The organism is Acetobacterium wieringae, assembly GCF_023700225.1.
In the GTDB taxonomy this organism is placed as follows: Bacteria; Bacillota; Clostridia; order Eubacteriales; family Eubacteriaceae; genus Acetobacterium; species Acetobacterium wieringae.
Map to the genome: position 1 here is coordinate 3,600,091 of NZ_CP097897.1, position 26,428 is coordinate 3,626,518.

The following is a 26,428-nucleotide window of genomic DNA, read 5'->3' on the forward strand; positions in this document are numbered from 1 at the left end:
AAATCATCGACCCTCGGTCGGTAAGGAGATTTTACATTTTCTTGCTAAATATGTCAAGTACCTTTTCTAATTTTTAACAATTTGTGTTCTGGAAAACAATCAACTCTTTCACCCATACAAAAAAACCTGTTTCCTGTCAATTAAAAAATGACTTCTATCCTCAGCGTTTGATTGGTTTTGAGCATAAAAGTCATTTTATCCCACGGGGGACATTTTGTTCGTCATCCCCATCGTTTCCATCTTTGTTTTGAAATAATGCCTTATTTAAAAATCATGTCCCGCAATAGGTCTTATAGGGATGATTCGATGGTTCGGGTGGGGTCATAAACTCCTGATTAAGCGAATGATAGTCGTATGGTGCTTGCAACACTGCTAATAACCGCTGCAGAGGCGTGAAATCATCCTGTTCATTAGCCGCTTGCAAAGCTTTTTCAACCTGATGATTTCTGGGGATGACCACCGGATTTGCTTGTTTCATTAACTGCTTATCATTTGTCTGCTCCTGTCTTTCGAGGCGGGCTTGCCACCGCTTCAGCCACTCTTTAAAGGCATCACTTTCGTATAATTCAGACGATTGGGTTTTCTCAAGGGTTAAATCAACAAAGGTATTGGTATAGTCGGCCTGATACGCCTTCATTAATCCCAATAAGTCGGCAATCAACCGCTCGTCTTGCGGATCTTCATTGGCAATGCCCAGCTTTAAGCGCATTCCCTTTAGCCAGTCGGCCTGGTACAATGACGGATAGATGCGCAGTGAGTCTTCGACTAATTGTAGCGCCTGTTGCTGATTGTCATCGACTAACGGGATTAAGGTTTCGGCCAGGCGGGCCAAATTCCATAAGCCAATATTGGGTTGATTCCGATAGGCGTAGCGTCCCTGCAGATCAATGGAACTGAATACCGTGGTCGGATCATAGTGATCCATAAAGGCACAGGGCCCATAATCGATGGTTTCGCCACTGATGGTCACATTATCAGTGTTCATAACCCCGTGAATAAAACCGACCAGCTGCCATTTGGCAATCAGCGCCGCCTGGGCTTTGATGACTGCATCCAGTAAACCCAGATAGCGGTTTGATTCCGCCAAAAGCCCGGGGAAATGGCGGTTAATGGTATAATCGGCCAGAGCTTTAACATCGGCGGTGGTGCCCCACTGAGCGGCATATTCAAAGGTCCCGACCCGAATATGACTGGCTGCCACCCGGGTTAAAACAGCCCCTTTGAGCAAGTTTTCACGATAGACCGGTTCACCGGTTGTCACCACTGCCAAACTGCGTGACGTCGGAATGCCCAGATAATGCATCGCTTCACTGATCAGATATTCCCTCAGCATCGGGCCCAATGCCGCTTTACCATCGCCACTGCGGGAATAAGGCGTTCTCCCTGATCCTTTGAGTTGGATATCAAAACGCTGGCCGGCTGGTGTGATCTGTTCGCCAATCAGCATCGCCCGGCCATCGCCAAGCATGGTGAAATAGCCAAATTGATGCCCGGCATAAGCCTGAGCGATCGGTTTCGCATTTTCCGGTAAAGCCTGACCGGCTAAGATATCAATCCCGGCCTGACTCCTTAGCACTTCGGCATTCAAACCAAGCTCTTCTGCCAAACGCTGATTCAAAATAACTAGTCGCGGCGCACTGACTGTTTCTAATTTAAGTGGGGTATAGAATAATTCCGGCAATTTTGCGTAACTATTTTCCAAATTCCAACCGCTGTCATTTTTTTCCATTGTAGTAACCATTCCTTTCGCTTCACTCAAGGCTCCAGGTAACCTGAAGCAAGGTGCCATTTCTGATTGCGCCTCCGTCTTTTAGACCACTAGCACATTTGTGATGGCATGACCACAGAAATGACACACTGCCATTCCATATCAAAACGACCAATCTTCTTTACTTTTTCCCTCTCCAGTCCTTATACTCAACATATGTCCATTTTACAGGCATTTAAACAATGTTTATCCGGATGTAACCGCGCATTATGATGTGGATTGATAAAAATACTAAAGAGCTTAATCAGATTTCCAAGACAACTTTCGTGAAGACCAGTTTATCCTCAATCCTCAGTAAACTCAGTCCGCTGATGCTGCTGGTCAAAATGATTTTATTTATAATAGTCATAAAACTAAACACAACCGAACGAAATTTACATATTATTTACATAAACATCGGGTAAACATCTTGATTGTTGATCAACTTTAGTTTAGAATAATTACAGTTTAAATAAAAAATAGGAGCGTTTATAATGAAATGGTTTTACAACATGAAGGTCAGAACAAAGCTTTTAGCTGGCTTTATGCTGGTTACTGCCATCGTCGGCATTGTCGGCTATGTGGGGATCTCAAATATAAAAGCATTGGATGCATCCAGCTCGAAACTGTATGAACACGTGACGCTGCCAACCTCGGCCAGTGGCGACATGGGTATTGAGTTTGGGAAGATCAATAGCTACATCAGAGATATGATCATTTCCGATGACCCCGCAATCATTGCGGAGAATGCCGATAAAATCGCTACGAGCCGTGAACAAATTACCCAACTATCCGAGTCCTTTGAACAGAATATTCTCGATGAGGAGATGCAGCAACTGTATCAGCAGTTCATCGATTCCCGTCAGGTTTATGCGACCGAGCTGGAAGCGGTGATGGCCTTGGCTGGCCAGAATCAGGACGAAGAAGCCCTTGCCCGGATCGCAACTACCGGGGCTCTCGGAATTGCCTCGCAGGCCGAACAGGATGCCCTGGAAGAACTCCACGATATGACAGTGGAGGATGGTCAAGAACTTTCTGAAGCCAATCACAACCAGACAAACAACGTTGTAACCACCATGACGGCCTTGATGGTGATCGGCGTTCTAATGGCCCTGTCTTTGGGTTTTTTCCTCAGTATAGCCATCAGCCGTATGCTTAAAAAAGCCGAGTATATGATCAAAGAAATGCGGCTCGGTCATTTGGGCGAGCGGCTGAATATGAACAGCCGTGATGAAATTGGCCAGATGGCCATGGCGATGGACGGACTGGCAGATGATCTGCAAAAGGTGGTGATTGCAACCATGAACCAGATTTCCGAAGGCGATGTTTCGGCAACGCTTGAAGCCAAAGATGACCGGGACGAAGTCTCACCCGCACTGATAAAGACCATTGCAACCATCCGTGATCTGATTACGGAATCAACCTTCCTGTCCCAGGCCGCAGTGGAGGGACGTCTGGACACACGCGGCACGGCAGATTCCTTTATGGGCGGGTTTAGAGAAATCATTAGCGGAGTCAATGCAATGATGGATTCACTGGTTGGCTACATTGATGTCATGCCCAACCCGGTTCTTATCATTAATAATAACTTCGAAATTCTCTATATGAATGATTCCGGTGCTCAGACGGCAGGCCTTTCCAAAAAAGAAGTCCTCGGCCAACCTTGTTACCGTCTATTTAAGACATCTGATTGCCATTCGGAAAACTGTGCCTGCACCCGGGCGATGCGTACCGGTAGTGTAGCAACCAGCGAAACCGATGCACACCCAAATGGTTTAGATCTTGATATTTCATATACCGGATTGCCAATTACCGATCATTCCGGAAAAATTATTGGTGCCATGGAATTTATCACCGATCTGACGGCCATCCGCACAGAAGAACGGCGGATGATAAAAATCTCGGATTATCAGCAAAAACAAACCCAAAAACTGGTGACCGAACTCACCAAACTTTCCCAGGGGAATACCGATATTATTATTGATCTTGCCGCCTGTGACGCCGATACTCAGACAACCTATAATACCTTCCAGATCATCAGCGACGCTGTCAGTCAATGTGTGGCATCGATCAAGGCACTGGTTCAAGACGTTGGCATGCTGGCCCAGGCCGGTACCGCAGGCAACCTCAATACCCGGGCGGATATCAGCAAACATCAGGGCGATTTTGCCCAGATTGTTGACGGCGTCAATGCCACGCTTGATGCCGTGGTAGCACCAATTCAGGAAGCATCAGCGACCTTAACCGAGCTGGCCCGGGGGAACCTGAGCGCCGGGATGGTAGGGACTTATCAGGGCGATTATACCATTATCAAGGACAATATGAATCAAACCGTCGACTTCCTCAAACGCTATATCAGTGAAATCACCACTACCTTAGAAGACATCGGCCGGGGGAACCTCGATCAGCACATCACCACCGACTATCTAGGGGACTTTCAGGCCATCAAAACAGCTCTGAACGACATCACCTCCAATCTCAGCGCCACCATATCCGACATTAATATTGCCGCCAGTCAGGTTGAAATCGGCTCCCAGCAGATTTCCGATGGTGGTCAGGCCTTGTCCCAGGGTACCACCGAACAGGCCAGTGCGATCCAGCAACTGACCGCTTCCATTGAAGAAGTCGCTGCGGAAACCAAGAAAAATGCCATCAATGCCAATGATGCCAATGATCTGGCCTTGCAGGTTCGAAGTAATGCTGAAGTGAGTAATGATCAGATGGATAAGATGGTTGCCGCCATGGTGGACATTAACGACTCTTCAAAAAGCATTTCCAAGATCATCAAAGTCATCGATGATATCGCCTTCCAGACCAATATTCTGGCTCTGAACGCCGCCGTTGAAGCCGCCCGGGCGGGCCAGCATGGCAAGGGCTTTGCGGTGGTTGCCGAGGAAGTTCGCAGTCTGGCTGCCCGCAGCGCTGAAGCCGCTAAAGAAACCACCGGTCTGATTGAAGGCTCCATTGACAGAGTCAATGCGGGCACAAAAATTGCCGATCAGACCGCAGAAAGCCTCAATGAAATCTTGACTCAAATCCAAAAAGTGACCGATCTGGTTGGCAGCATTGCCCAGGCATCGAACGACCAAGCCACTGAAATCGCCCAGATCAACCGGGGCATTGAACAGGTATCCGAGGTCGTTCAAACCAACTCGGCCACCGCTGAAGAAAGTGCCGCCAGCGAAGAGCTTTCCGGCCAGGCTGAAATGCTTAAACAGATGGTGGCTGCCTTTAAAATCAAGGATTCCAACACATCGCGTTCAAGCACATTGCATTCATGCGAAACGGAAACAGTTTACCAACCCGTAAAAACCACCCGTTCACCTTCGTCTGAAATTACGATCAATCTGGATGATGACAACGACAAATACTAGTCTGACATCACATTTATTGGCACGATTTTTTTATTTCGGATTTCGAGTAACCGGGGCAACTCCGCTCATGATGTTTCTCATCTTACGGCATATTAAAGGGAAGTCGGGTCCTTATTCCTCAGCCAAAAGATAATGGAGCATCTTTTCCGGATTCTCAAGAAAACGCCGGGTCAGTTGATAATGTTCGGTCTCCCGATAATTGACCGTATCAATACCGCTCTCTGATAACTGATAGATTTCCGCCTGCGGATAAGCCATCAGAATCGGGGAATGGGTGGCAATAATAAACTGTGACTTCTTTTTGACCAAGTCATTGATTTGCACCAGCAGAGTCATCAGCCGACTGGGCGAGAGTGCCGCTTCCGGCTCATCCAGTAGATAAAGACTCTGACCCCTAAAGCGGTTGGCTACCAAGGCCAGAAAGCTCTCCCCGTGAGACTGCTTATGCAGCGACCGCTCACCATAAGCTGTTTTTACCTGGCTCCCAAGTTCCGCTTCGTAAACCTCGTCCAAATAGCTGGCTGCATTATAGAAACTCTCCGCCCTCAAGAAAAAACCATCCTTGGGATACGCATTTCGCGTAATGGTCAAATGCTGATGCAAGTCCGAATGCGTGGCACTGGTTGAAAAGTTAAAATTGCGGCTTCCACCCTCAGCATTAAAGCCAAAGGCCACTGCAATCGCCTCCAAAAGCGTTGACTTTCCGCTTCCGTTTTCACCAACCAGAAAGGTTACCGGACTGCGAAAGCACAACTCCTTCATTTGCCTTAAATGGCTTACCACCATCAGCTGATGAAGATAGGAGTCTTCAGCCACCGGCGAGCTGAGTCGTACACTGGCAATATATTTTCGTTCCAACTGAGACTCCTTTCAAATTTAGTTAGATTTTATGGTTAATCCAGACTTTTCCAATCCCGTAAATCAAGACTGCTCATCCAGTTCAGCCAATCACTGTCGTTTTCCCAAAGCGCACTGGACAGACGCTACGGCAGGTATTACATAGCACCGTTTCAAACCCTTTTGCGTTTGTTCCATAAGTATTCCTGCGGCACAACTTCTGAGTAACCGTCCCTTCATTTAGTGCCTGAGCCGGACAACTTGTCAAACAGCGCGTACACCCCTCCAGACAAAGCGGTTCAGCATAGCTATCGGATGTGATCTTGAGATCCGACAGAATTGCCCCGACAGTTAATCGGTTCCCAAACGCTTCATTCAGTAACATGGTATTTTTGCCCATGGTTCCAAGCCCAGCATTCACTGCCGCATGTTTCATGGAGATTAAGCCCCGACCTTCCATTTCTTCACTGTTCCAATAATCATATGGCCAATCACAGGGCACCGGAACCGCCGTCGCATTATATGTATCTTCGATAATTCGTGCTGCCATCATTAATATCTGATCGATTTTGGGAATGGTCAGATTATTAAAATAGCCATATAATAAATCCGGTTTCACCTCATACAGTCCCTTAGGCAATGCAAATCCCATTACCACAACCACCTGGCAGTCACGATAAAGATCGTGTGGGTGAAAACCCGCCGGGGCCTCAATAAATCGTTCGATACCGGCAAAACCACAAACATCCGCACCCAGATCTAAAACTTTTTTTCTGATTGCTTCTTTCATATGCCCTCCATTCATGCTCATTTTACTTTTTGTACCTTATTTGTACCAATGGTGCGTTATCTTCTTTCTTGTGTCAAGCGGTTTATCGGCATTCTGATTCTTCCAATCCTGTTATACCGCTCGTTTTAGCTAACATTTTCTGAATTTTTTAACCGCTCCCCATGATTAAACAAAAAAACACCCACTAAAATAATGACCCCACCAATCACTGTCGACTGCTCGGGGATTTCACCGGCAATTAAAAAACCCAGTATACTGGTCAGAAAAGGCGTTAAAAACATATAATTGCTGACCTGAGAGGTCTTTTCAGCCAGGGACAGGGCCTTTGTCCAGGCAACGTAGGCAATGGCACTGGAGAATACCCCCAGGATTAGAACATAGACCCATTGGATCGGTGGTGCATTGATTGCCTGGTGCATCGACCCCGGCAGAAAGACCGCCAACAGAATCGTTCCCCCCCAAATACTGTAAGTCGCAGTTTCCAGGGGGGCATAGGCTTTTGTAAGCTTCCGCTGAAAAAGATTGTAAAAGCTTAAAACCAACGCTGCCAAAAAAAGCCACAAGACCCCGATATTTATTGACAAAGCCCCATCAATCAGCGTTAAATAGGCCACCCCACAAAATTCCAGTCCGATCGCCAACCATTGCAGCCACGTCAGCTTTTCCCGATAAATGATACGGGCCAACAACGCCGTAAAAACTGGTGCGGTGGCAATGATAATACTGCCAGTGGCTGCCGAAACCATCTGCTGACCCTGATTAAAAAAGATCATATAGAGAAAAAATCCCAGCGCTCCGGACAAGAGAAACATCGGCCAATCGCGTTTTTTGGGCATTTTCATCTTTATCAGAACAGCCACACCCAGCAAGCTCAGTGAGGCGATCAGGTAACGCAAAAATCCCAGACTATAAACTGAAAAATAGGTTAAGGCCAGCCGGGTCAGCACATAAGCCAGTGACCAGCACGCAATTGTGATTAACGCATAAAGCTGATATTTTTCCTTAAACCCCATTCTTTTCTCCTTTTGTGTTCTTCGGCATGGCTTGAGACGTTTCGTTCCCATCCCATTCTTCAAGCGAAAACGCAATTCGCTTTACATTTCTCTCGTCACCCCGTATACTCTAAGATATGTTTGTTTATAAGCATTTAAAAATGCATTCCAATTATATAATAGCACATCAATGAACGAGAGGTAATACTATGTTTCGCATTTGGGGAAAACTCATAAAACGCAATAAAATTCTGGAAGAAAAAGTAATTGAAATTGATAACAGCACTTTAACTGAAAACGAAAAAATTCAAACTGCTTTAAAAACCTTCTGCCATGACTTTGATCTGGAAAATCCGATGTGGTTTGACAAAAACACAAGAGAACTGAGTCAGATTTCCAAAACAACGTTTCGTGAAGACCATTTTATTGAATCCATCTGGTTTGATTATTTAGAACTCGAGATTATTGACGATGGTAAAAAGAAAGCTTAACGCTGTCCTGCAAAGCCATTTCTGAAATGTTCGTCAGGAACAGCCATGTAATGTAAAGTCTAAACACCCCTGTCTCATACTCCTGGGGGTATCGTCAGTCGCCTTTTTCAATACTTGATGATAGAGTAGTGAGCGCTCTGCCTTCAATATTAACAGCCGAAAACTTGAAAATAAAATGCGCCTATTTAGAAAACTGATGATAGTCCTTTTCAATGGCCATGATTTTATCGTAGAGCATGGCATTTACCGGGGTCTTGATGCCATGCTTTTGACCAAGTGCCACCACCGTTCCAGAGAAGAGCGCCACCTCGCTGGGGCGTTTGGCTTCGACATCCTGTCTCATGGACGGCTTTCCGGTATCGCTCAGGGCATCCACCACGCCCAGCCAGTAGGTGATATCCGCTTCATCCAGAGCTACCCCTTCCTGCTTGGCCACCGGAATGACCTCGGCCATGGCGGCAATCATCAAATCCCGGGCTTTACCTGATTTTTTGACGCTACCAAAATTCTGGCCACACACTGAAACCACCTGATTAACCCCAACATTTAGCATAAACTTCGACCAAATTTTACGATCCATCCGGTTATCGATCTGATAGGCGATGCCCACCCGATCAAAAAACTCTTGAACCCGCATTATTTTCTCAGTGGGTTGATCATCCGCCCGATTGCCAAAGCAGATCATCCCGGCATTGGTATAAGTCAGGGCATTACCTGATTTAAGGGTGTCCATCCCCTGGGCACAGGACCAGATCAAATTTTCTTCCCCAAAGGCTTCCCCAATAATGGCTTCACTGGTAATCCCGTTTAATAGTGACAGCATCAGTGTATCCGGCCCGACACATGGCCGGACGGCCTCAATGGCATCTCTTAATCCGTTTATTTTAACAGCAAAAATAATCAGATCGGCTTTCTCAGCCTGTTCCGGTGTTTTATAGTAAAACCGACAGGGTATCCCATTGCAGAAGACACCATTCTTCTGATAGTTATTAATCCGCTTTTGATCGGCGATAATGGTCAGATCATCCCCGATTTGTTGGGCGATCCGGGCTCCAAAAAGAATACCCAGAGCGCCCAAGCCAATGATCGCTACTTTTTTTATTTTCATGCTTTCCTCACTTTTTTAAAGGATTGTAAAAAATTCCTTTCTCGATCCCAAATCGCTATACATTGCGTGTTTCGATCCAGCTCCTGAAAAATTCCAATTGTTCTTCGGTATGAAAATAATGTTCACCCTGTTCCATTATGGTTAACGCACAATTAAATTTCTGTGTTCTCATTTTACCCTCAATTATCTCTTTTTATAGATTAGACCTGCCATTTTCATTGTTTTTATGTTACTGATCCTTTCGATTTCACATCATCCCGTTTTCAAATGCCGGTTCAATTGTCGTTTTGATCAATTCAATGCAATCCCGGACATCTGGCACTAACAGAGACGCAATCGCAATCACCATGTTGTTCTTGTTATTGACGTAAATCACATTGCCACCATCGCCCAAGGCTGCAAAGCTGTGAGCCTGATCATCAATGATCCACCAGAGATAGCCATACAAAAGCTTATCCCAGCGGCTATGCTCCTTTGTGCTTTCTGCAATCCAAGCAGCTGAAACAAGCTGTTTTCCCAGCCACCTGCCACCGTCTAAGTGCAGCTGACCGATTTTTGCCATATCCTCCGGTGTCAGAAATAAACCCCAGCTTCCCGTGTTAATTCCCTGGGGATCAACCACCCAACCACGGGTGGTTTTATCATTCATCACTCTCATATGCTCTTCTTCACTGCGCAACAACAGATTATGGGGAACCGTGATTCCCATCGGCGCAAACAAATATTTCTCAGCAAAATCAAGAATTGACTGACCGGTTGCCCGGGCCAGAATCCCTGCCAAAATGTGGGTACCACCAATGGCCGAATAATTGAATTCTCCGATGATGCCATTTCCACCTAATAAATCAAGCGCATCCTGAATCGGATTTTGACTTGTAAAGAATAATTCATACGGTTCCGTTTCGTACTTATAGGGAGCGGTCATCGTCATCAGATGTTTGAGGGTAATCTTCTGAATGGTTTTTTCACCGTCTTTAACCTGATAATCCGGAAAAAACGCCAACACCTTCTGATCCAAGCTACCAATATAGCCTTGATCAATGGCAATTCCGATCAGCGCCGAAAGTACGCTCTTTGTTACCGAGTAGACATGCACTGCATTATCGGCCGTATACCCATTAAAGTATTTTTCGTAAACTTTGGTGCCGTTTTTTTGCACAATCATACCGGCAATATTCCCATAATCTCGGTTTATTGCTGTTTCAATTTCATTAATTCTTATTTGATTCATTTAATCATTCTCCTTTAAGTGATAAAGGATATCCTTGTAATTTAGGATAAGTTGATTAAAAATTATTTGCAAGCTAATTTTTAAAAAAGATGAACCGATCTTACCTCATCGTTCATTGGTTTCGGTTTAAAATCAGTTTTCTTCTGGTCGCTCCTCAGTCGGTCAGGCATTGCTGCCCACCGTTTTGTAGGTATGATATGTAATTCATCGACAAAGCCGATGAATTTATAGTAAATCTTGATTTCCTGCTTCACTGTTCCGTCTGCCATCTTCTCACGCTCCGAAACAAGTATCTTGTCTATGAGTGCGTTTATAACTGTTGCATCCAGTTCTTTTAAGCCTTGATAATTTCGGATAAGGGCGAGGAAGTCACGGATTCCCCGTGATTTCTCGTAGCTTTCATTAAGAGTTTCCGTCACCTCTTTCAGCCTTGCTTCAATTTCAAGCTGCTCTTTCTGGTATTTCCCCGACATCATCTCAAAATTCCGCTCGGTAATACGCTCCATGACCTTATCCTCGTAGAGAGAGGAAAACAGCCTGTCCAGTTCCGCAAGGCGTTTGTTCAGCTTCTTACGTTCTTTCTCTAATGCTTTCGCCCTGCTCTGGTCTGTTTCCGTGAGCCGCTTTTCTATGGCCCTGACCGCCTTTTCATCATTCACTGCCATATCCGCAAAACAGTTGATGTCGGCAAGAACGGCATTGAATAAATCCCTTGCTTCTATATTGTGGGCACTACACTCGCTTCTTCCGTTTCTTGCATAATTATTACATGAATACTGTACACAGTCGATAATCTCTGGGCGTTTCCTCCTGTGTACGTTCATTGCCCGCAGAGCACATCCGCAGTCCACACACTTGATAACGCCTGCAAAAATATTTACAAATCCTCCCTTGTTCTGTGGAAGCCTACGACTTGTAATAAGCTGTTGGACAATATCAAATTCCTCCTGCGTGACTATTCCCTCATGGGTATTGGGTATCACTTCCCATTCTTCGGGCAGCTTAGAGGGGCGTTTCTTGCTTTTCATATTGGCGGCAATCCGTTTGTAGCCTACAAGATTTCCCGCATATATCGGGCTTCTTAAAATGCTCCTCACGCTGTTCCCACTCCAAATATAGCGTTTGTCCTCGTTCCCCTCAAAATGACGTTCAAAGCCTGTTTCGCCACGCTCCGCCGCATAAGCGGCAGGGCGTAGGATATGCTGTTTATTAAGATGTCTGCAAATTTTGGCAACTCCATTCCCTTTTAATGCAAGGTCGAATATCTCTTTTACAACATGTGCCACTTTATCATCTATCAGCAGATGGTTGTGGTCGGCAGGGTCTTTGATATAGCCATAAGGGGCGGTAGTTCCCATGAATTTCCCCTGTTGAAACCTCGCCCGATATGCCGATTTTATCTTAACAGATATGTCAGCGGCATACATTTCGTTTAAAATGTTGCGGAAAGGCGTGATGTCCATAGCAGATTTATTCAAGGTATCTACGCCGTCATTGACCGCTATATACCTCACGTTATGCTCTGGGAAGAAAACTTCCAGATATAACCCACAATCAAGATAGTTTCTCCCCAGACGGGATAAATCTTTCGTAATCACGCAGTTTATCAGACCGCTTTCAATGTCTTTTATCATATTCTGGAAACTTGGTCTTTGGAAATTTGTACCAGAATAACCATCGTCCACATACGTTTTTGCTATGTGCCATCCCTGCTTTTTCACATAATCCGTGAGGATGGATTTCTGTGTCGCAATGCTCGCACTCTCGTTATCCGTACCATCGTCTTTAGATAAGCGGCAATAAATGCCGACTAAATAGATTTTCTTTTCTTCTTTGATTCCTGCCATACTGTAAAACCTCCGTATCTGTCCTATCTGTTTTCATGTCCCATTGCGTACATTCTAAGCGGACAGCCCCTCATTGTCGAAGGTGTCGCCCTCGGCAATCTTCTTCCGAATATCCTCGGAGATAATCGGGACAAACGCTTCTGTAACGGTCTGTGTGCCGACATATTCACGGCTGATTATCATCTGCACTGGTGCTTTTGGCACGATACGCTTTCTCTTTTTATCTGCTTTCTTATCCTCGCCCATACTTAAATCTTCCTTTCCAGACAGGGCAGGGAAGAGTTTGGAAATGTCCCCGCCCTGCCAATCAGATACCATTAATCCTCGCTGTTTAATTCTTTCTGTAATGCTTTAAGGAGTGCCGCTTCATCAGCGTTCAGCGTGATTCCCTTGCCGCACTTTTCACGGTTCGGGGAAAAGCTGCGGATGTCATACTTCGGCTCTTTCCCATTCCATGAAATGAGATTGATTTCCTTTGTGTAGCCACTGTCGCCTGTAGACAATACTGCGATTTCCTTTACGATTTCATACTGGATTTCTCTCATTCTCCATACCTCAACTCTCTGTATTTACTTCCCGAAAAAAGAAGATTAGCGGCTGTCACGGTTGCGTTTCCTCTGCAACTCACGCTCCAAAAGTTTGATGATGGTTTCCTCCATCTGCTTCGGCGTTGTGTTCTTCGGAAAGTATTTTTTCAGCTTGCTTGTGTTGATTTTCAAGGTTTCTTTCTGGTTGCCCTTTTCCTCCGTCATAATCGCAAATATCGTATCCATGTCAAGCCGCCCGCTCTGGCTTAACTGTTTCATCCGCTGTGCCTGTGAGAGTGAGGGCGTTGCTTCTTCGCTCTCCATCGTGGCAAAGAGGTTTTCCTGCTCGTCTTTCTTCAAGAAGGACAGTTCCACCGCAGGCGTGAGGGCGATTTTCCCCTCGTCCACCATCTGCAAAATCGGCGGTATCAGTTCCGTCAGGCGGATAAAACGCTGCACGGTCATCCTGCCCACGCCGAAGCCCTGTGCCACCTTGTCGTCCGTCCGCAACTTCGTCACAACTTGTGACGAGGTTAAGTCTGTGCGGAAACCCTGCCGCTTCATGGCTTCGGATTTCATCTTGTAAGCAAACGCCCGCTCCGATGGCAGGATATTCTCACGCTGCAAATTGCTGTCTACAAGGGTGATGATGGCTCGGTCACGGTCTAAGGGCAGGACAAACGCAGGCACGGTATTTATCCCTGCAAGTTCAGAAGCACGGACACGCCGCTGTCCTGCAATCACTTCATAACCGTCCCCGTCCTCTTTCGGGCGTGTGATTATCGGCGTGACAATGCCAAATTCCTTGATGCTTTCCGCTAACTCTGACAGTGTTTCATCTTCTGCCACATGAAACGGATTGTCGGGGAACGGGTACAAGTCTTTGGTCTTTAACACCTTAAAATCCTGTTTCTTCATTCACATATCTACCTTTCTTTCGCTCTGCTTCTATGATTTTTCTGCAATTCTTCCAACACTTCGGGCGGTATTTTTGACAGCAGCCGCCCCATCTGCTCGTTGGTTCTCTGCAATTCAAATATCTTCTGATTCGCTTTCTGCACCTTTAGTTCCTGCTCGTACTTTTCATCACGCATACGCCCCGCATAGTCTGATTCCTGCCCAATTCTCTCTTTCAAACTGTCGATATACGCCTGCTGTTTCCCGATTTCCTTAGAGAATTTCTCCACGTCTGGCAGCCATGCAGAGAGTAAATCTAACGCTTTATCCCTTTTCTTCCCTGCGTTAAAGGCGTTGATGTCGGATAGGGCAGACACGATTTCTTCATACTGTTTATCAAGCCTGCCGCCTAATTTATAGAGCCATGTGGGGACGTGTTTCCGCTTGGTTTCCATTGAGGACTGCCCCCGTTCAAGCTGATTCCACCGTGAGGACATCCGCTCATGGTAGGCGGTCTGCCACTCGGATAATGATTTCTGGTTGCCTAAGATAGCTTTCGCTGACAGCTTATTGTCTGGCGTAATCGGCACAAAGCAGAGGTGCATATGGGGCGTTCTCTCGTCCATATGGACGACAGCGGAGAGGATATTCTGCTTTCCAACACGCTCCGAAATGAAGTCAAGAGCCGTCTGGAAATACGCTTTTTGTTCTTCGGGCGGTAACTGGTTCATAAATTCTGGTGAAGCTGTGATGAGCGTTTCCACCATCATCACGCTGTCTTTCCTTGTCCTGCACCCCGCTTCGGCTACCATGCGGTTAATCTCTTTCTTGTAGGTGTACTTTGGTGGTGCTATGAGATGGTAATTGTTTTTAGAGCGTTCCATATCTATATCTGGGTTGCTTTTGTAGGCTTCTTTCTTCCGCTCGTTGTGGCGTTCACAAGCCGCAACGCCGCCCGCTTTTCGTTTCTGGAAACGCAGGATTGCATAAGGCATAGGCGGATTCCTCCTTTCTTTCGGCGGGTGACCGTCCTTTGGGGTGACAGCGGTGACGGTGGTGACAGCAGTTTTGGGATACCCCCTGCCGACTGCCGCAACTGTCACCCTCACCCCCTGCATGACGGTCATGTCGATGATGACGGTGTTTTTGGGATACCCCCTCGCAAGAGCCGTCACCGTCATGCCGCCATTCTTTTATCCGAAGCCGTAAGGCGTAGGATAGCAGGGCACAGCCCTGCCTTAAGGGAGTCCAGAGGGAACGTCTGGCACACGACTTTGCAGGGCAAAGTGTAGTGTGTTACACCCTGTAAACGCAGTCGGAAAAATCGGAATGATTTTTCTGACCGCAGGGGTGGTTTTACACGACCGAAAAGGGCGAGTAAATCTCACGCCTGCATTTTGCGTTTACGGGGTGTTCTCCCGTAGGGATGACAGCGGCAGGGTATCCTAAAATCACTGTCACCACCGTCACTGCTGTCACCCGCAGGGCAGAGCCGCCAGCTTTACATGGCTTTAAGCGTCAATGACAGTAACAGGGGGGTATCCTAATATCGCTGTCACCACCATCACCGCTGTCACCCGCCCTCCTTGCAAGGGCAATCCGCCTGCCGTCTTTCCTGCGGCTGTACTGGTAGCAGATACGGTTCTCGCTTAAAAATGTGGTGCGGTATTCATTCAGCCATTTCGTAATCACCGTGGGTATGGTTTCCGTTTCCCCCATAGCGGCTAACAGTTCCGTTGCCGTGCCTATCCATTCTTCCTTATCCCTCATAAAATCCACCAACCGAAAAAGGACATCTGGTATCGTTTCTTTCGCAAGCTGCTCCTGCGTTTTCCGCTCCACAAGCTCCCAACGGCAATCACGGAAACGCAGCGTGTATTCCTGATAAGGCGTGTCCCTGCCCGTCACATACAGCTTGGCGGTGTCAGACGCACGTTTCTCCTTTTCCAGAACAAAGGTAGCGTCCGCACTCCCCGTTAATCCTGTCGTCCCAGACACCTTGTTGAACACGTCGCTGTCATTCTGCTTTCGGATGTGGTGTACGACAATGACCGCCAGAGAGTGCCTGTCGGCAAAGTCTTTGATGAGGGAGATGTCCCCATAGTCGCTTGCATAGGCATTGTCTTTTGAAGCTGTACGGACTTTCTGCAAGGTATCAATGACAATGAGCCTGCTGTCTGGGTAATCTTTCAGATAATCTTCAAGCTGCACGATAAGACCGTCTGACAGCTTGCAGCTTGCCACGGCAAAGTGGAGCCGCCCGCTTGCTTCGTCCGTCAAACGAAATAACCTGTCCTGTATGCGGCAGAACGTGTCCTCAAGGCAGAGGTAAAGCACATCGCCCTCCATTGTCGGCATATCCCATAAAGGGATTCCCTGCGACACGCATAAGCATAGCTTCAGCATGAGCCAGCTTTTGCCTATCTTCTGTGAGCCGCAGAACAGCGATAAGCCTGTCGGGATAAGGCTGTCCACCACAAAGGATGGTTTCTCAAGCGGTTCATAAAGGAGCGTTTCGGCGTTGACTGTCTGTAACTTCTGCATGGCTTTCCTCCTTTCGGGCGGTGTCTTTGTTTTCGTTGCACATAGGCGTTGACCTCCTTAAAAATAGATTTACTCCCACGGAAAAAAGTGAGAGTATGTAATGCCGCCAATCCCACACAAATAAAAAACAGATTTCTTTTTCGGGCGGTGTCGGTCACGGTTGGAGATATTTCTTCAATTTCCGCCTTTACTTTCTCCTTTGCAATCGCAACAGATTTCTGTATTGCCGAAGCGGTGCAATGCTCCATAGCGGCGATTTGGTAAAAATTGAACTCATACTCGTAGTAGAGCAGGAAACGCCGCCTTTGTATCTCTGGAAGGCTCCCAACCGCCTTATAGAGCGTTTCATTCCGTTCTTCCTCAACCATGCGTTCATCAAGGCTCTTAGGCACACGCAACGCCCGTCTGTAAAGGGTTTCGTCCCATACCTCGTTAAACTCCCTGTGCCGCTCGTCCCATTAGAAAAGATTCCTGTTCCTGCGCTCCATCTGCCGAAACTCCATAAAGAACTGTTCCGACACTTCCAACTCGTGGGATTTGCCCTGCCCGTCCTTAAAGCTGATAAAATACCTTGTGCCGCTTTCCGTGGATTCCTCCCGAAGCGTGTATGCCTTAACCCTGTATGCCATCCTGTTGTCCTCCTGCAAAAAATGAGTGAGGGGATTTCCATCCCTCACCCAGTAGCCCGCAGGATGGCAGGCTGTTTTAGAAGCTATAAAATTTTCCGCAGCTTCTTCCGCAGATGGTCTAACCTCGCATAGATGGCACCAGTCGTCAAATGCACAAGCGGGGCAATCTCCTTTGTGGAATACCCCTGCATTTTCAGCAGGACGATTTTCAAGGTACGCCCGTCCACCGTGACTAATACTTGATAGAGATTTTCGCTCTCAATCTCTTCCAGTAACTCCGCAACCGTACCCACTTCCGCCTGCCGCTCCCTGCCTGCCATGTCCTCAAGATATTCCGCAACGTCATTCGTCCATCGGTAAAACCGCCTGTTGGAATTGAAGTCTGCCCTGTCCGCCATGCGTATCTGCTCAATGGTCGCTTCATCAACGCCGCACTCACGCAGCAGCTTTTCCTCCGCTTCTTTCCAGATACGCCATTTCCTGTCCTCCCGTCCGTGGTTGTATGCCATTCTTACTTCCTCCAATCAGAATTGATTGAGAGGGCAGAGAAAAGCCCCCTCATCTTCCCAAAGGAAAAAACAAGGGGGCTGAACGCCTTAAATTTTAATTTTCTATTATCTTTCTTAGTTTTATTAGGATTCTGGCTTTGCGTTTGTTTACAACGCTCTGGGTTATGCCCAACCTCGCCCCGACTTCACGCTCGGAAAGTCCGTCAAAAAAGATTGCCTGTATCAGCTCCTGTTCACTATCCGACAGCAAAGGCAGGGCGGCTTTCAGCCTGTCCACCATGACCGCATTGACAACGGTTTCTGCAATGTCCACCGCTTCATCAGTGATAAAGTCCAGAGGATTCCCCTCGCTGTCCGTAAATCCGTCGAGAGATAGCAGTCTATTCTTTGTATCTAATTTTTGCAGATAACGCCACCGTTCCTTGTCACGGTAGAAGTCTGTGTATTGCTCCCTCACGACTTCAAGCAGACAGCCTTGAATGGGGATAAACAGCTTGTCCATATAGGTCTGGTCGGATTCCCTGCAACGGCAGAACTCCGTGTAGGATAATTCCACATAGCCGCCACTTTCTCTGATATATACCTTTCTTGGTGCATATTTCACCATAAATACCTCCCATCTGAATTTTTGAAATGTAAAAAATCCAGATGGAGAGGCGGAGAACGACACCGCATATCAGAAACAGCCCTACGGCACTTTCCAACAAAAATCGACAAAAGAAAAACCGCAAAGGCTCTGTGACCTTTACGGTTATAGGAAATAGTAATTCTATTGTATGGAGATTGTACTTCTACTTTCAAGGTGAGAAGTACCGTTGCACTGGCAGAAATTTTTTTAACTGGTTTCCTGCCGTTCTCTGATATGCTATGTATTGATAAATTTTGCTTCGTATGAGCAGATAGATAACTGCCCGAAAAAAGGACATAAAAAAATCCCTCCAAATTTAAAAACAAATTCAGAGGGTAATTTAGGGTATAACAAAATAACCCACCCGAATATCGTTTTTTTTATTTGGTGAGTTTGTTCTTTCAAATACGAAACAAAAAGAGCCGATGATTCGTGAATTGTTCCACAATTTCATCGGCTCTGCGTCTTAAGCGTCTGGCTCTTTGATGACAGTTATCTTCAAGTTGTCAACTTTAATCAATCTTTCTTGTCTGCATTTTGGACAATAAAGGGGATAATTCTCCAAAACAGTGTCCTTCCTAATTTTATTACGGGTTTTGCTCCCACAAACAGGACACAATATCCATTCGCATTTCATCATAATTAGTCTCTAATCCTTTCAAATCTCATTTTATATGACTTTTGCAAGCTGTTAAGCTAACTTGTGGAACATATGCCGAACCTTATCTATACGGCTATTCGGGCGGCGGGGTTGGCAAATAAATTTACCAATAGCTGGCTGGTATCCTTTTAACTCTGTCAAGCAGACTCCCTGCCCATTTGTGAAATAAGTTAAATCGTTCCTGTATTCTTGAATACATCTAGCAGGGATTTCTCCTTTCAGAATGACCTCGTCATTCTTTATCTGAGTACTTACAATATCTGCACAATACCTTGGAGCATCATGATACGCCCGTGAGAGATATTCCTGCGGTGCATAAATTTCAAAGTGGAGATATGGCTCTAATAGTTCTGTCCCTGCTTTTTTTAAAGCCTGCTCCAATACGATAGGGGAAAGCAGCCGAAAGTCTGCGGGGGTACTTACAGGACTATAATACAATCCATATTCAAAACAGATTTTACAGTCTGTCACTTTCCATCCATACAGCCCCTGCTCGCAGCCATAAAGAACCCCCTCCATAACCGCATTTTGGAACGATTGATTTAAATATCCAAGTGAAACTCTGCTTTCATACTGCACTCCGCTTCCAATAGGGAGCGGCTCTATGGACAACCCGACAGAAGCCCAGAAAGGATTTGGCGGGACTTCTATGTGGATGGTATATTCTGCTTTTCTAAGCGGTCTTTCCATATATATAACAGTAGGCTCTTTTATTTCTGCCTCCACATGATATTTTTCCTCAAGGATGGCACAAATGACTTCCATCTGCACATTCCCCAAAAAAGAAAGTATAATCTCATGCGTTGTAGTATCCACATAATATTTTAAAAGAGGGTCGCCATCTGAAATTTCTGTAAGTGCCCCAAGCAATATTTCCCGCTGTTCAGATTTCTTTACTGCAATCGTTGTTTGGAGCATAGGGAGAGGATTTTCAATAAATTTTCTCTGCGGCAACAGTATTTCGTTCCCCAAAATACTGTTTAGCTGCAAAACATCATTTGGTAAAATTACAATATCACCAGAGCAGGCTGTATCGGATGAATATAATTCACCGTTTGTCGGAACACACATCTCTGTGATTTTTATTTTCTCTTTTTCAGATATTCTAATAACATCCCTCAAATGCAATGTTCCGCTATATATACGCACATAAACAAAACGCCGCCTTTTCTCTGAATATTCAATCTTAAAAACCTGCCCGCATAGTTCAGATTGACCTTCAGGCGTTGATGAATAAAATTTACTGGCAATTACTTCTATAAGCTGCCGAATCCCCAGATTGTTTTTAGCGCTTCCGTGATAAACGGGAAATAACGTTCCGTTTTGGAATCTCCTGTTTTCTTCCTGTTCCAGTTCTGACATTTTAAACGGTTTCCCTGACATATATTTCTCTAATAGTTCATCGTTTCCCATAATTACCGCATCCCACTGTTCCATATCGTCATTGTCCGTTACATTTATATGGGGATGCTGCCCAACCTTTTGCTTCACTATAATTTCCGAAGAAAGCTTTGCTTTCATTTCCCGATATACCATTGGCAAATCAATCCCCTCTTGGTCAATTTTATTGATGAAAAAAATTGTCGGAATCTTCATTATCTGTAGTGCATGAAACAGTATACGGGTCTGTGCCTGTATGCCATCCTTTGCAGAAACTAATAATACTGCTCCGTCTAATACGGATAAAGAACGGTATACTTCCGCCAAAAAATCCATATGGCCTGGCGTATCTATAATGTTGACTTTTACATCCTCCCACTGAAAAGATGTCACTGCTGTCTGGATAGTGATTCCCCTTTGACGCTCCAAATTCATTGTATCTGTCCTTGTTGTGCCTTCATCTACGCTCCCTAGTTCTGCAATTGCACCACTGGTATACAATAAACTTTCCGTTAATGTTGTCTTTCCTGCGTCAACGTGAGCCAGAATGCCTAAGTTAATTATTTTCATGTGATTTTCCTCCTATCAACACCCAAAAAAGGGCATAAAAATACCCAGTGATAAATACTCCTATCACTGGGTAAATAACTCCAATAGCCCCAAAACACTTATATGTTTTCGGGCATATAAAATTACATGATAAAAGTATTCTTAAACTGGGTACAAAAAACTAAGCCCCATATTAAAAGTGAAACGGGACTGCTACTTTTTGTTCCCACTATCAAATTGACAGTTTATTTAAGAATACCTTGCCGCATATTTATTAACTCCTTGTATAATACTGAATCTAATTATATTCCTTAACCCTTTATTTGTCAAGCTGACAAACTAAAGCAGAAAAAGCGGCAGGATTTCCCCCTGCCACTAATCATCTGTTTATGCAAAAATAATTTCCTTTTCCACAATCTCCCTCGCACAAGCCCTTATGTTATTGAGGCATCCTGTCCATTCTAAGGCGTTTTCTGCCTTTAGCTGTTCCGTTATGCCCTGTGCCTGTTTCATACCCTCTATGAGCCTTTCAAAGCGTTCCTGTGCCTGTCTGTTGATGTCGGCAAGGTAGGCGTTTAGCCTGCCGCTTGTAAGAAGATTGGTGTATGTAACTTTACGGTACTGTTTTAGATAATCTAAATGCCGTTGCCCCCAGATGCCTATTGCCTGTTCTTCTTCGGCGGGTACAGTTAAGCACGGTATCAAATAATCCCCTTGCCTTTCGTATTTGCCGCCCAGTTCCTCAAATAATGATTTTGCCATTGTCTGTTACCTCCACATTCTTTTTTATTTTGAATGTCCGCAAAATCCGTCCTACATCAATCGTTCATTGCAGGTGCCTTTTATGTTTGCCTGGAGTTTATTGAAATTAATACCCGGCAAGCCTTTTTTCATACCACCATTGCACATTAGCTTATGCCAGGCCTAATCCCATTGGGCAAACAGTCCGGCATTGATTGCATACGACGGTGTCATGGCCTCGTTTGGTCTTACCAAAACTGTTTACTCGGCACGGTTTTTGTCTGACATGACCTTCGCCAATTGCCGTTGCGGGACAGCTTTTGATACATAAATCGCACTGTTCCAGACATACTTCAGCAGCCATTTCATCGGATTCTATTTGAAGATCGGTCAGAACACACCCGATTACCAGGCGGTTTCCGTATTCGTTGTTGAGCAACAATGTACTTTTGCCAAGCGTCCCGATTCCGCTAAGATATGCCACATGCTTCATCGACAATAGACCACGTCCTTCCATTTTTTCTTCATCCCAATAGTCATAGGGTGCATCGCAAGGTAATGGTACGCCAATCCCCTGATACGTCTTTTCTAAAAAGACGGCAGTCTGAAAGGCAAGCCGATCAACCAGAGGCAGCGCGAAATTATTATAATACGCATAGATCAGTTGGGCTTCCGCCAGGAAGATGCCTTTAGGAAGCGCGATTCCGAAGGCAATCACACTTTTACAGTCCGGAAATAGATCAGCCGGATGAAATCCGTCTGGTGCTCCTGCAAATCGTTCAATGCCTGCAAATCCACAAATTTCCGCTCCAAAACTGAGTGCTTTTTCACGTAATTCTGTTTTCATATCACCCTACTCCTTTTCATATCCATCTTAGTTACTCCTTATTTTATATCAGATACGGGATTTTTATTGTCCCGACAGTAGGTTTACTATAAAATAATCAATCTGTTAAACAAAGTATTTCTATTATAATAATCGAAAATTTCGATCGTATCGAGAAAGGCGTTTACTCTCGTGGACTTAAAGCAACTAAAAACCTTTGTAGTTTTGTCAAAGAACAAGAACTATACCCGAACAGCCGATGAGCTCGGCTACGCTCAATCCAGTATTTCTGCTCAAATTCAGCAATTGGAGCAGGAACTGAGTACAAAACTCCTTGATCGGATTGGAAAGAAAGTATTTCTTACTGAGTCAGGGGAGCAATTGCTGCCATACGCCATTGAAATGCTGGCACTTGCTTCAACTATCAGAGATAAATTGGTATCTGGCAGATTAAATAAAGCCAGTGAAAAATCACTGGCTGAGGTTGTCGATAAACGACCGTACCAACTAATTGTTTGAAAATGCCAAGCTTAGCGATTTGGCGGCACCCAACCGGTCGCATCGCCAAAATAGGTAATTGATCCATTGGGACACAAATTGCCGCATCCATGACATTGGTCAACACAGCCTTCCGGGTAAACAACATGGGCAGCTGGCGCTTTCTTCTGGTCATACACATCATGGGTGCATTTCGCCGTGCAGCTACCACAACTGACGCACGAATCATAATCAATAACGGGATACCAATTTTTTGCCATTTTTAATCTCCTGTCTACTACAATATATTTATGGTCATAGTACCTAACAACCAGTTAGGACATTATCCATCTTGTTGCTTAAGCTGTTAGAATGTAAGAGCAATAGGTATATCGTCTGCCTTTCTTGGACTTCGCGTCCGTAAAAAAGACTGATAACCGGCTCCTCATTCGCAGCGTTCGTTTTATGCAGGTTGAACTGCTGTCCTACAGTACGTTCGTGTCACACCACAGTAGATTGAATAGGCAATGAGTAAAACTGGTGTTTATCCATTGCAATAATTTTAAGGAGTGACAAATTTATGAACATGAACGCAGTAGGTATTGATGTTTCCAAGGGCAAAAGCATGATCGCTATTATCCGCCCGTATGGTGAGATTGTTTCTTTGCCTTTTGAGATTCGCCACACTTCCAAAGAAATCCGTTCTCTCATCAACCAGATCCAATCCATTGACGGCGAATCCCGCATCGTTATGGAGCATACGGGTCGTTATTATGAGCCACTGGCACGTGAGCTTTCTCAGGCAAATCTTTTTGTAAGTGCCATAAATCCTAAGCTTATTAAAGATTTCGGTGACAACTCTCTACGTAAAGTCAAATCTGATAAAGCAGATGCTATTAAAATAGCGCGTTATGCTCTTGACAGTTGGAATGATTTGAAACAGTATAATCTTATGGATGAAATACGTAATCAGTTAAAAACAATGAACCGTCAGTTTGGTTTTTACATGAAGCACAAAACGGCTATGAAAAATAATTTTATCGGCATACTTGATCAAACCTATCCAGGTGTCAATACTTACTTCAACAGCCCTGCTCGTGATGATGGCAGCCAGAAATGGGTTGATTTCGCTGCTGCATACTGGCATGTAGACTGTGTTCGTAAAATGTCTCTTCACGCTTTCACCGTCCATTATCAGAAATGGTGTAAGCGAAATAAGTACAACTTCAGTCAATTAAAAGCTGAAGAAATCTATGGAGCAGCAAAGGAACTTGTTCCTGTACTTCCTAAAGATCATTTGACCAAACTCATTGTGAAACAAGCTGTCGATCAATTAAACATTGCTTCCAAAACTGTAGAATCACTTCGTACTCTGATGAATGAAACCGCATCCAAACTTCCTGAATACTCAATCGTCATGGGAATGAAAGGTGTTGGATCATCTCTTGGCCCTCAGTTGATTGCTGAAATCGGCGATGTTACACGGTTTACACATAAGGGTGCTCTTACTGCCTTTGCAGGCGTTGATCCAGGTGTTAACCAGTCTGGAACCTATGAACAAAAAAGTGTCCATACTTCCAAACGAGGTTCTTCGTCTTTGCGTAAAACGCTATTTCAGGTCATGGATGCTCTTATCAAAACCAAGCCACAAGATGATGCTGTTTATCAGTTTCTCGACAAGAAACGTGCTCAGGGTAAACCTTACTATGTTTACATGACTGCAGGCGCTAATAAGTTTCTGCGTATCTACTATGGTAGAGTAAAAGAATACCTGCTGTCTCTTTCGTAACACTTACCACAGATTTCCTAATCTTCAGACCAACGATATTTGCTGGTCTTTTTGTCGTGCTTATTTCTTGAATATACTTTTTTTTACAAAGCTCTCAATTTCCTATTGACTTTTTATTTGCAGGCTTTTTTAGTCAACTTCATTAAACTATAAAACGACTTGAGAATCAACCGATACTTTTAGAAAATCAAATGTCAATCATGTCCTTTTTAAAAATGATCCGTTTCCGAAGATCGGCGAAAGCTGTTCGTTCGGCCAGAGATGTCAATGTGACATTTCGTTTGTCATAAAGCATTTTCACCGAATAATCGAATGACTGTGAATAAAAAATTCTTCCTGACTTGGCTGATATTTTTTCTCCAGGCTTTCCAAACCCGCTTCGAAGCGCTCCGCTTCTTGTTCATCGATTTCAAATACCGGACTTTGATGGTAGACCCATTTTCTTCCGTCCAGGACTTCCGGTTTCAGTTCTTTGACCATCATTGCCGATGGATAGATATCATTTTCTAGACAGATATTATATCGCTTGCAACTCTTAAAGCCACGGCTGACATAATTATTCGGATTCCCAAAGATGACAATCACATCATAGCCCAGTGCGACAGCCAGTTCAAAGGAATACTCAATTAGTTTTTTTCCATAACCCTTTCGCTGATACTCCGGCAAAATGCAGACGGGCCCGAAGGTTAAAATCTCTTTTTCTGCCCCGGACTCATCAATCAGTTTTGCTCTCGTATACATGATATTCCCGATGATCTGATTATCAACTTCAATCACCAGATCCAATGCTGGTAGAAAATCTTCGTGGGATCGCATAACATGAACCAGGTAGTGCTCATTACACCCCGGGATATATAAATTCCAAAAACATTTTCTGGTAATTTCTTCTACTCGCTGATAATCGCTTTCTTCTTCATTCCTGATCTTAATTTCTTTGTCCATGTGTCTAACTATTCCTTTCTTCCTACTTAATCGGATCTTGTTGCTTAAGCTGTTAGAATGTAGAGAACAATAGGTATGTCGTCTTCCTTTCTTGGACTTTGCGTCCGTATATTAGACTGATAACCAGCTCCTTATTTTTGTGTTCACCATGCTCCGGCAGATCAAAGTTCAACACCTGATATCCCAGTTGTGTCAATTTTTCCGCAACTGTCACGATGACCGCATCCGTCTTGTTTGACATATTGCCATGAACAGCAATAAATAGCTTCGCTGAATTTTCGCCCCAAATAACTTTTCCGAATGACAAGGGGGCGTTTCGTTTTGCTATACCCGTCACTTCATTGCCGACTTTTTTCAAGTATATCACAGCTTGATGGGCATGACAAAAAAACTCCCTGTGTCATAGGGCAAATCTATTGCTGATAAAAATGTTATTGACATTTCAAATCTTGTCGCTTATAATCAAAGACAAATACAGTCTGTATTTTCTTTGTGGAGGAGTAATTATGAAATATACGAAAGCAACGGATTATGCCTTGCATATAATGGCCTATTTCATTAAGCAGGAAGGCACTAACAATTTTAGTCTTCAGCCATTAGCGAGTCATATGAATATTTCACCTACCTACCTGTCCAAGATACTAACCCAATTAGTAAAGGCTGACCTTATTCAGTCTACTGCGGGTGTAAATGGTGGCTATAGTCTTAGAAAACCTAAGACTGAAATTAGCTTTTATGACGTCATAAAAGCCATTGAAGGTAGCGGCGCTCTTTTTACTTGTGAAATGAACGAGAACGGTGCTTGCCCAATCGAAAAGGTTATGAGAGATGCTGAAGAGAAAATGGTGAACGATCTTAAGGAAAAACGGTTTTACAACATTATCTAAAAGATGAGCGGGCAACAGATGCAGT

At 44.8% G+C, this 26,428-nt stretch carries 24 protein-coding genes and 2 pseudogenes; 5 read left to right on the plus strand and 21 right to left on the minus strand.

Annotation, left to right across the window (positions count from 1 at the left end; translation table 11 throughout):
• Nucleotides 1-271: 271 nt before the first annotated feature.
• Nucleotides 272-1,729, minus strand: a complete 1,458-nt coding sequence (locus CHL1_RS17685) for a protein adenylyltransferase SelO (protein ID WP_250934222.1) — start codon at nucleotides 1,727-1,729, stop codon at nucleotides 272-274.
• A gap of 512 nt (nucleotides 1,730-2,241) precedes the next feature.
• On the opposite strand from CHL1_RS17685, the gene CHL1_RS17690 reads away from it, so the two are divergent.
• Complete coding sequence (locus CHL1_RS17690) at nucleotides 2,242-5,121, plus strand: methyl-accepting chemotaxis protein (protein WP_250934223.1); 2,880 nt, start codon at nucleotides 2,242-2,244, stop codon at nucleotides 5,119-5,121.
• A 111-nt stretch (nucleotides 5,122-5,232) separates the two neighbouring features.
• Here the strand turns inward: CHL1_RS17690 and CHL1_RS17695 are convergent, their stop codons facing one another.
• From CHL1_RS17695 to CHL1_RS17705, 3 genes are all read right to left on the minus strand, one after another.
• Nucleotides 5,233-5,979, minus strand: a complete 747-nt coding sequence (locus tag CHL1_RS17695; RefSeq protein WP_070370415.1) for an AAA family ATPase — start codon at nucleotides 5,977-5,979, stop codon at nucleotides 5,233-5,235.
• 82 nt (nucleotides 5,980-6,061) lie between these two features.
• Nucleotides 6,062-6,748 carry an epoxyqueuosine reductase gene (locus CHL1_RS17700; protein WP_084633518.1) on the minus strand — a complete coding sequence of 229 codons (687 nt, stop codon included), beginning with the start codon at nucleotides 6,746-6,748 and terminating at the stop codon, nucleotides 6,062-6,064.
• Between the two features lie 125 nt (nucleotides 6,749-6,873).
• Entirely contained in the window at nucleotides 6,874-7,761 is an 888-nt protein-coding gene (locus CHL1_RS17705; RefSeq protein WP_250934224.1) for a DMT family transporter, read from the minus strand.
• 188 nt (nucleotides 7,762-7,949) lie between these two features.
• Here CHL1_RS17705 and CHL1_RS17710 point away from each other — a divergent pair, with 188 nt between their 5' ends.
• Nucleotides 7,950-8,231 (plus strand): hypothetical protein, encoded by a 282-nt coding sequence (locus CHL1_RS17710; protein WP_070370412.1) that lies wholly within the window; start codon nucleotides 7,950-7,952, stop codon nucleotides 8,229-8,231.
• A gap of 181 nt (nucleotides 8,232-8,412) precedes the next feature.
• On the opposite strand, the gene CHL1_RS17715 is transcribed toward CHL1_RS17710, so the two are convergent.
• The 14 genes and pseudogenes from CHL1_RS17715 to CHL1_RS17785 all read right to left on the minus strand — a co-directional run bounded on the left by CHL1_RS17715 (nucleotide 8,413) and on the right by CHL1_RS17785 (nucleotide 22,329).
• A complete protein-coding gene (locus CHL1_RS17715) occupies nucleotides 8,413-9,339 on the minus strand; it encodes a ketopantoate reductase family protein (RefSeq protein ID WP_070370411.1) in 927 nt (308 codons plus the stop codon).
• A gap of 247 nt (nucleotides 9,340-9,586) precedes the next feature.
• Nucleotides 9,587-10,570 (minus strand): serine hydrolase domain-containing protein, encoded by a 984-nt coding sequence (locus CHL1_RS17720; protein WP_250934225.1) that lies wholly within the window; start codon nucleotides 10,568-10,570, stop codon nucleotides 9,587-9,589.
• Between the two features lie 80 nt (nucleotides 10,571-10,650).
• On the minus strand, nucleotides 10,651-12,417 hold the full coding sequence (locus tag CHL1_RS17725; RefSeq protein WP_476723731.1) for a recombinase family protein: 1,767 nt from the start codon (nucleotides 12,415-12,417) through the stop codon (nucleotides 10,651-10,653).
• Nucleotides 12,418-12,471: 54 nt separating this feature from the next.
• Nucleotides 12,472-12,735: a hypothetical protein gene (locus CHL1_RS17730; RefSeq protein ID WP_000253176.1), complete on the minus strand. Its 264-nt coding sequence runs from the start codon at nucleotides 12,733-12,735 to the stop codon at nucleotides 12,472-12,474.
• Nucleotides 12,735-12,962 carry a YdbC family protein gene (locus tag CHL1_RS17735; protein WP_250934226.1) on the minus strand — a complete coding sequence of 76 codons (228 nt, stop codon included), beginning with the start codon at nucleotides 12,960-12,962 and terminating at the stop codon, nucleotides 12,735-12,737. Before CHL1_RS17735 ends, CHL1_RS17730 begins: the two co-directional genes overlap by 1 nt.
• A 45-nt stretch (nucleotides 12,963-13,007) precedes the next feature.
• Nucleotides 13,008-13,862 carry a ParB/RepB/Spo0J family partition protein gene (locus CHL1_RS17740; RefSeq protein ID WP_000743700.1) on the minus strand — a complete coding sequence of 285 codons (855 nt, stop codon included), beginning with the start codon at nucleotides 13,860-13,862 and terminating at the stop codon, nucleotides 13,008-13,010.
• 8 nt (nucleotides 13,863-13,870) lie between these two features.
• Complete coding sequence (mobV, locus tag CHL1_RS17745; protein ID WP_001820668.1) at nucleotides 13,871-14,836, minus strand: MobV family relaxase; 966 nt, start codon at nucleotides 14,834-14,836, stop codon at nucleotides 13,871-13,873.
• A gap of 523 nt (nucleotides 14,837-15,359) precedes the next feature.
• Nucleotides 15,360-16,385 carry an AAA family ATPase gene (locus CHL1_RS17750; RefSeq protein ID WP_001170964.1) on the minus strand — a complete coding sequence of 342 codons (1,026 nt, stop codon included), beginning with the start codon at nucleotides 16,383-16,385 and terminating at the stop codon, nucleotides 15,360-15,362.
• Between the two features lie 712 nt (nucleotides 16,386-17,097).
• Nucleotides 17,098-17,523: an RNA polymerase sigma factor gene (locus CHL1_RS17760; RefSeq protein ID WP_000323895.1), complete on the minus strand. Its 426-nt coding sequence runs from the start codon at nucleotides 17,521-17,523 to the stop codon at nucleotides 17,098-17,100.
• Between the two features lie 94 nt (nucleotides 17,524-17,617).
• Entirely contained in the window at nucleotides 17,618-18,130 is a 513-nt protein-coding gene (locus CHL1_RS17765) for a sigma-70 family RNA polymerase sigma factor (RefSeq protein ID WP_000241709.1), read from the minus strand.
• Nucleotides 18,131-18,601: 471 nt separating this feature from the next.
• Nucleotides 18,602-18,791, minus strand: a pseudogene (locus CHL1_RS17770) (cysteine-rich KTR domain-containing protein).
• Between the two features lie 51 nt (nucleotides 18,792-18,842).
• A complete protein-coding gene (tet(O), locus tag CHL1_RS17775; RefSeq protein WP_000691758.1) occupies nucleotides 18,843-20,762 on the minus strand; it encodes a tetracycline resistance ribosomal protection protein Tet(O) in 1,920 nt (639 codons plus the stop codon).
• A gap of 366 nt (nucleotides 20,763-21,128) precedes the next feature.
• Nucleotides 21,129-21,503: a TnpV protein gene (locus tag CHL1_RS17780; RefSeq protein ID WP_001129922.1), complete on the minus strand. Its 375-nt coding sequence runs from the start codon at nucleotides 21,501-21,503 to the stop codon at nucleotides 21,129-21,131.
• Between the two features lie 151 nt (nucleotides 21,504-21,654).
• A complete protein-coding gene (locus tag CHL1_RS17785) occupies nucleotides 21,655-22,329 on the minus strand; it encodes an epoxyqueuosine reductase (RefSeq protein WP_250934227.1) in 675 nt (224 codons plus the stop codon).
• Nucleotides 22,330-22,500: 171 nt separating this feature from the next.
• Here CHL1_RS17785 and CHL1_RS17790 point away from each other — a divergent pair, with 171 nt between their 5' ends.
• Nucleotides 22,501-22,827, plus strand: a complete 327-nt coding sequence (locus tag CHL1_RS17790; RefSeq protein WP_250934228.1) for a LysR family transcriptional regulator — start codon at nucleotides 22,501-22,503, stop codon at nucleotides 22,825-22,827.
• A gap of 11 nt (nucleotides 22,828-22,838) precedes the next feature.
• Here the strand turns inward: CHL1_RS17790 and CHL1_RS17795 are convergent, their stop codons facing one another.
• Nucleotides 22,839-23,066: a 4Fe-4S dicluster domain-containing protein gene (locus CHL1_RS17795; RefSeq protein WP_250934229.1), complete on the minus strand. Its 228-nt coding sequence runs from the start codon at nucleotides 23,064-23,066 to the stop codon at nucleotides 22,839-22,841.
• 305 nt (nucleotides 23,067-23,371) lie between these two features.
• On the opposite strand from CHL1_RS17795, the gene CHL1_RS17800 reads away from it, so the two are divergent.
• Nucleotides 23,372-24,574, plus strand: a complete 1,203-nt coding sequence (locus CHL1_RS17800) for an IS110 family RNA-guided transposase (protein ID WP_187389181.1) — start codon at nucleotides 23,372-23,374, stop codon at nucleotides 24,572-24,574.
• A gap of 297 nt (nucleotides 24,575-24,871) precedes the next feature.
• Here the strand turns inward: CHL1_RS17800 and CHL1_RS17805 are convergent, their stop codons facing one another.
• Together CHL1_RS17805 and CHL1_RS17810 are read right to left on the minus strand one after the other, a co-directional pair.
• Nucleotides 24,872-25,516 carry a GNAT family N-acetyltransferase gene (locus CHL1_RS17805; protein ID WP_250934230.1) on the minus strand — a complete coding sequence of 215 codons (645 nt, stop codon included), beginning with the start codon at nucleotides 25,514-25,516 and terminating at the stop codon, nucleotides 24,872-24,874.
• A 130-nt stretch (nucleotides 25,517-25,646) separates the two neighbouring features.
• Nucleotides 25,647-25,844, minus strand: a pseudogene (locus CHL1_RS17810) (alpha/beta hydrolase); the annotation flags it as partial.
• 178 nt (nucleotides 25,845-26,022) lie between these two features.
• Here CHL1_RS17810 and CHL1_RS17815 point away from each other — a divergent pair.
• The gene (locus CHL1_RS17815) at nucleotides 26,023-26,403 is read left to right on the plus strand and encodes an Rrf2 family transcriptional regulator (RefSeq protein WP_070370406.1); all 381 of its coding nucleotides are present in this window, start codon (nucleotides 26,023-26,025) and stop codon (nucleotides 26,401-26,403) included.
• Nucleotides 26,404-26,428: the final 25 nt, after the last annotated feature.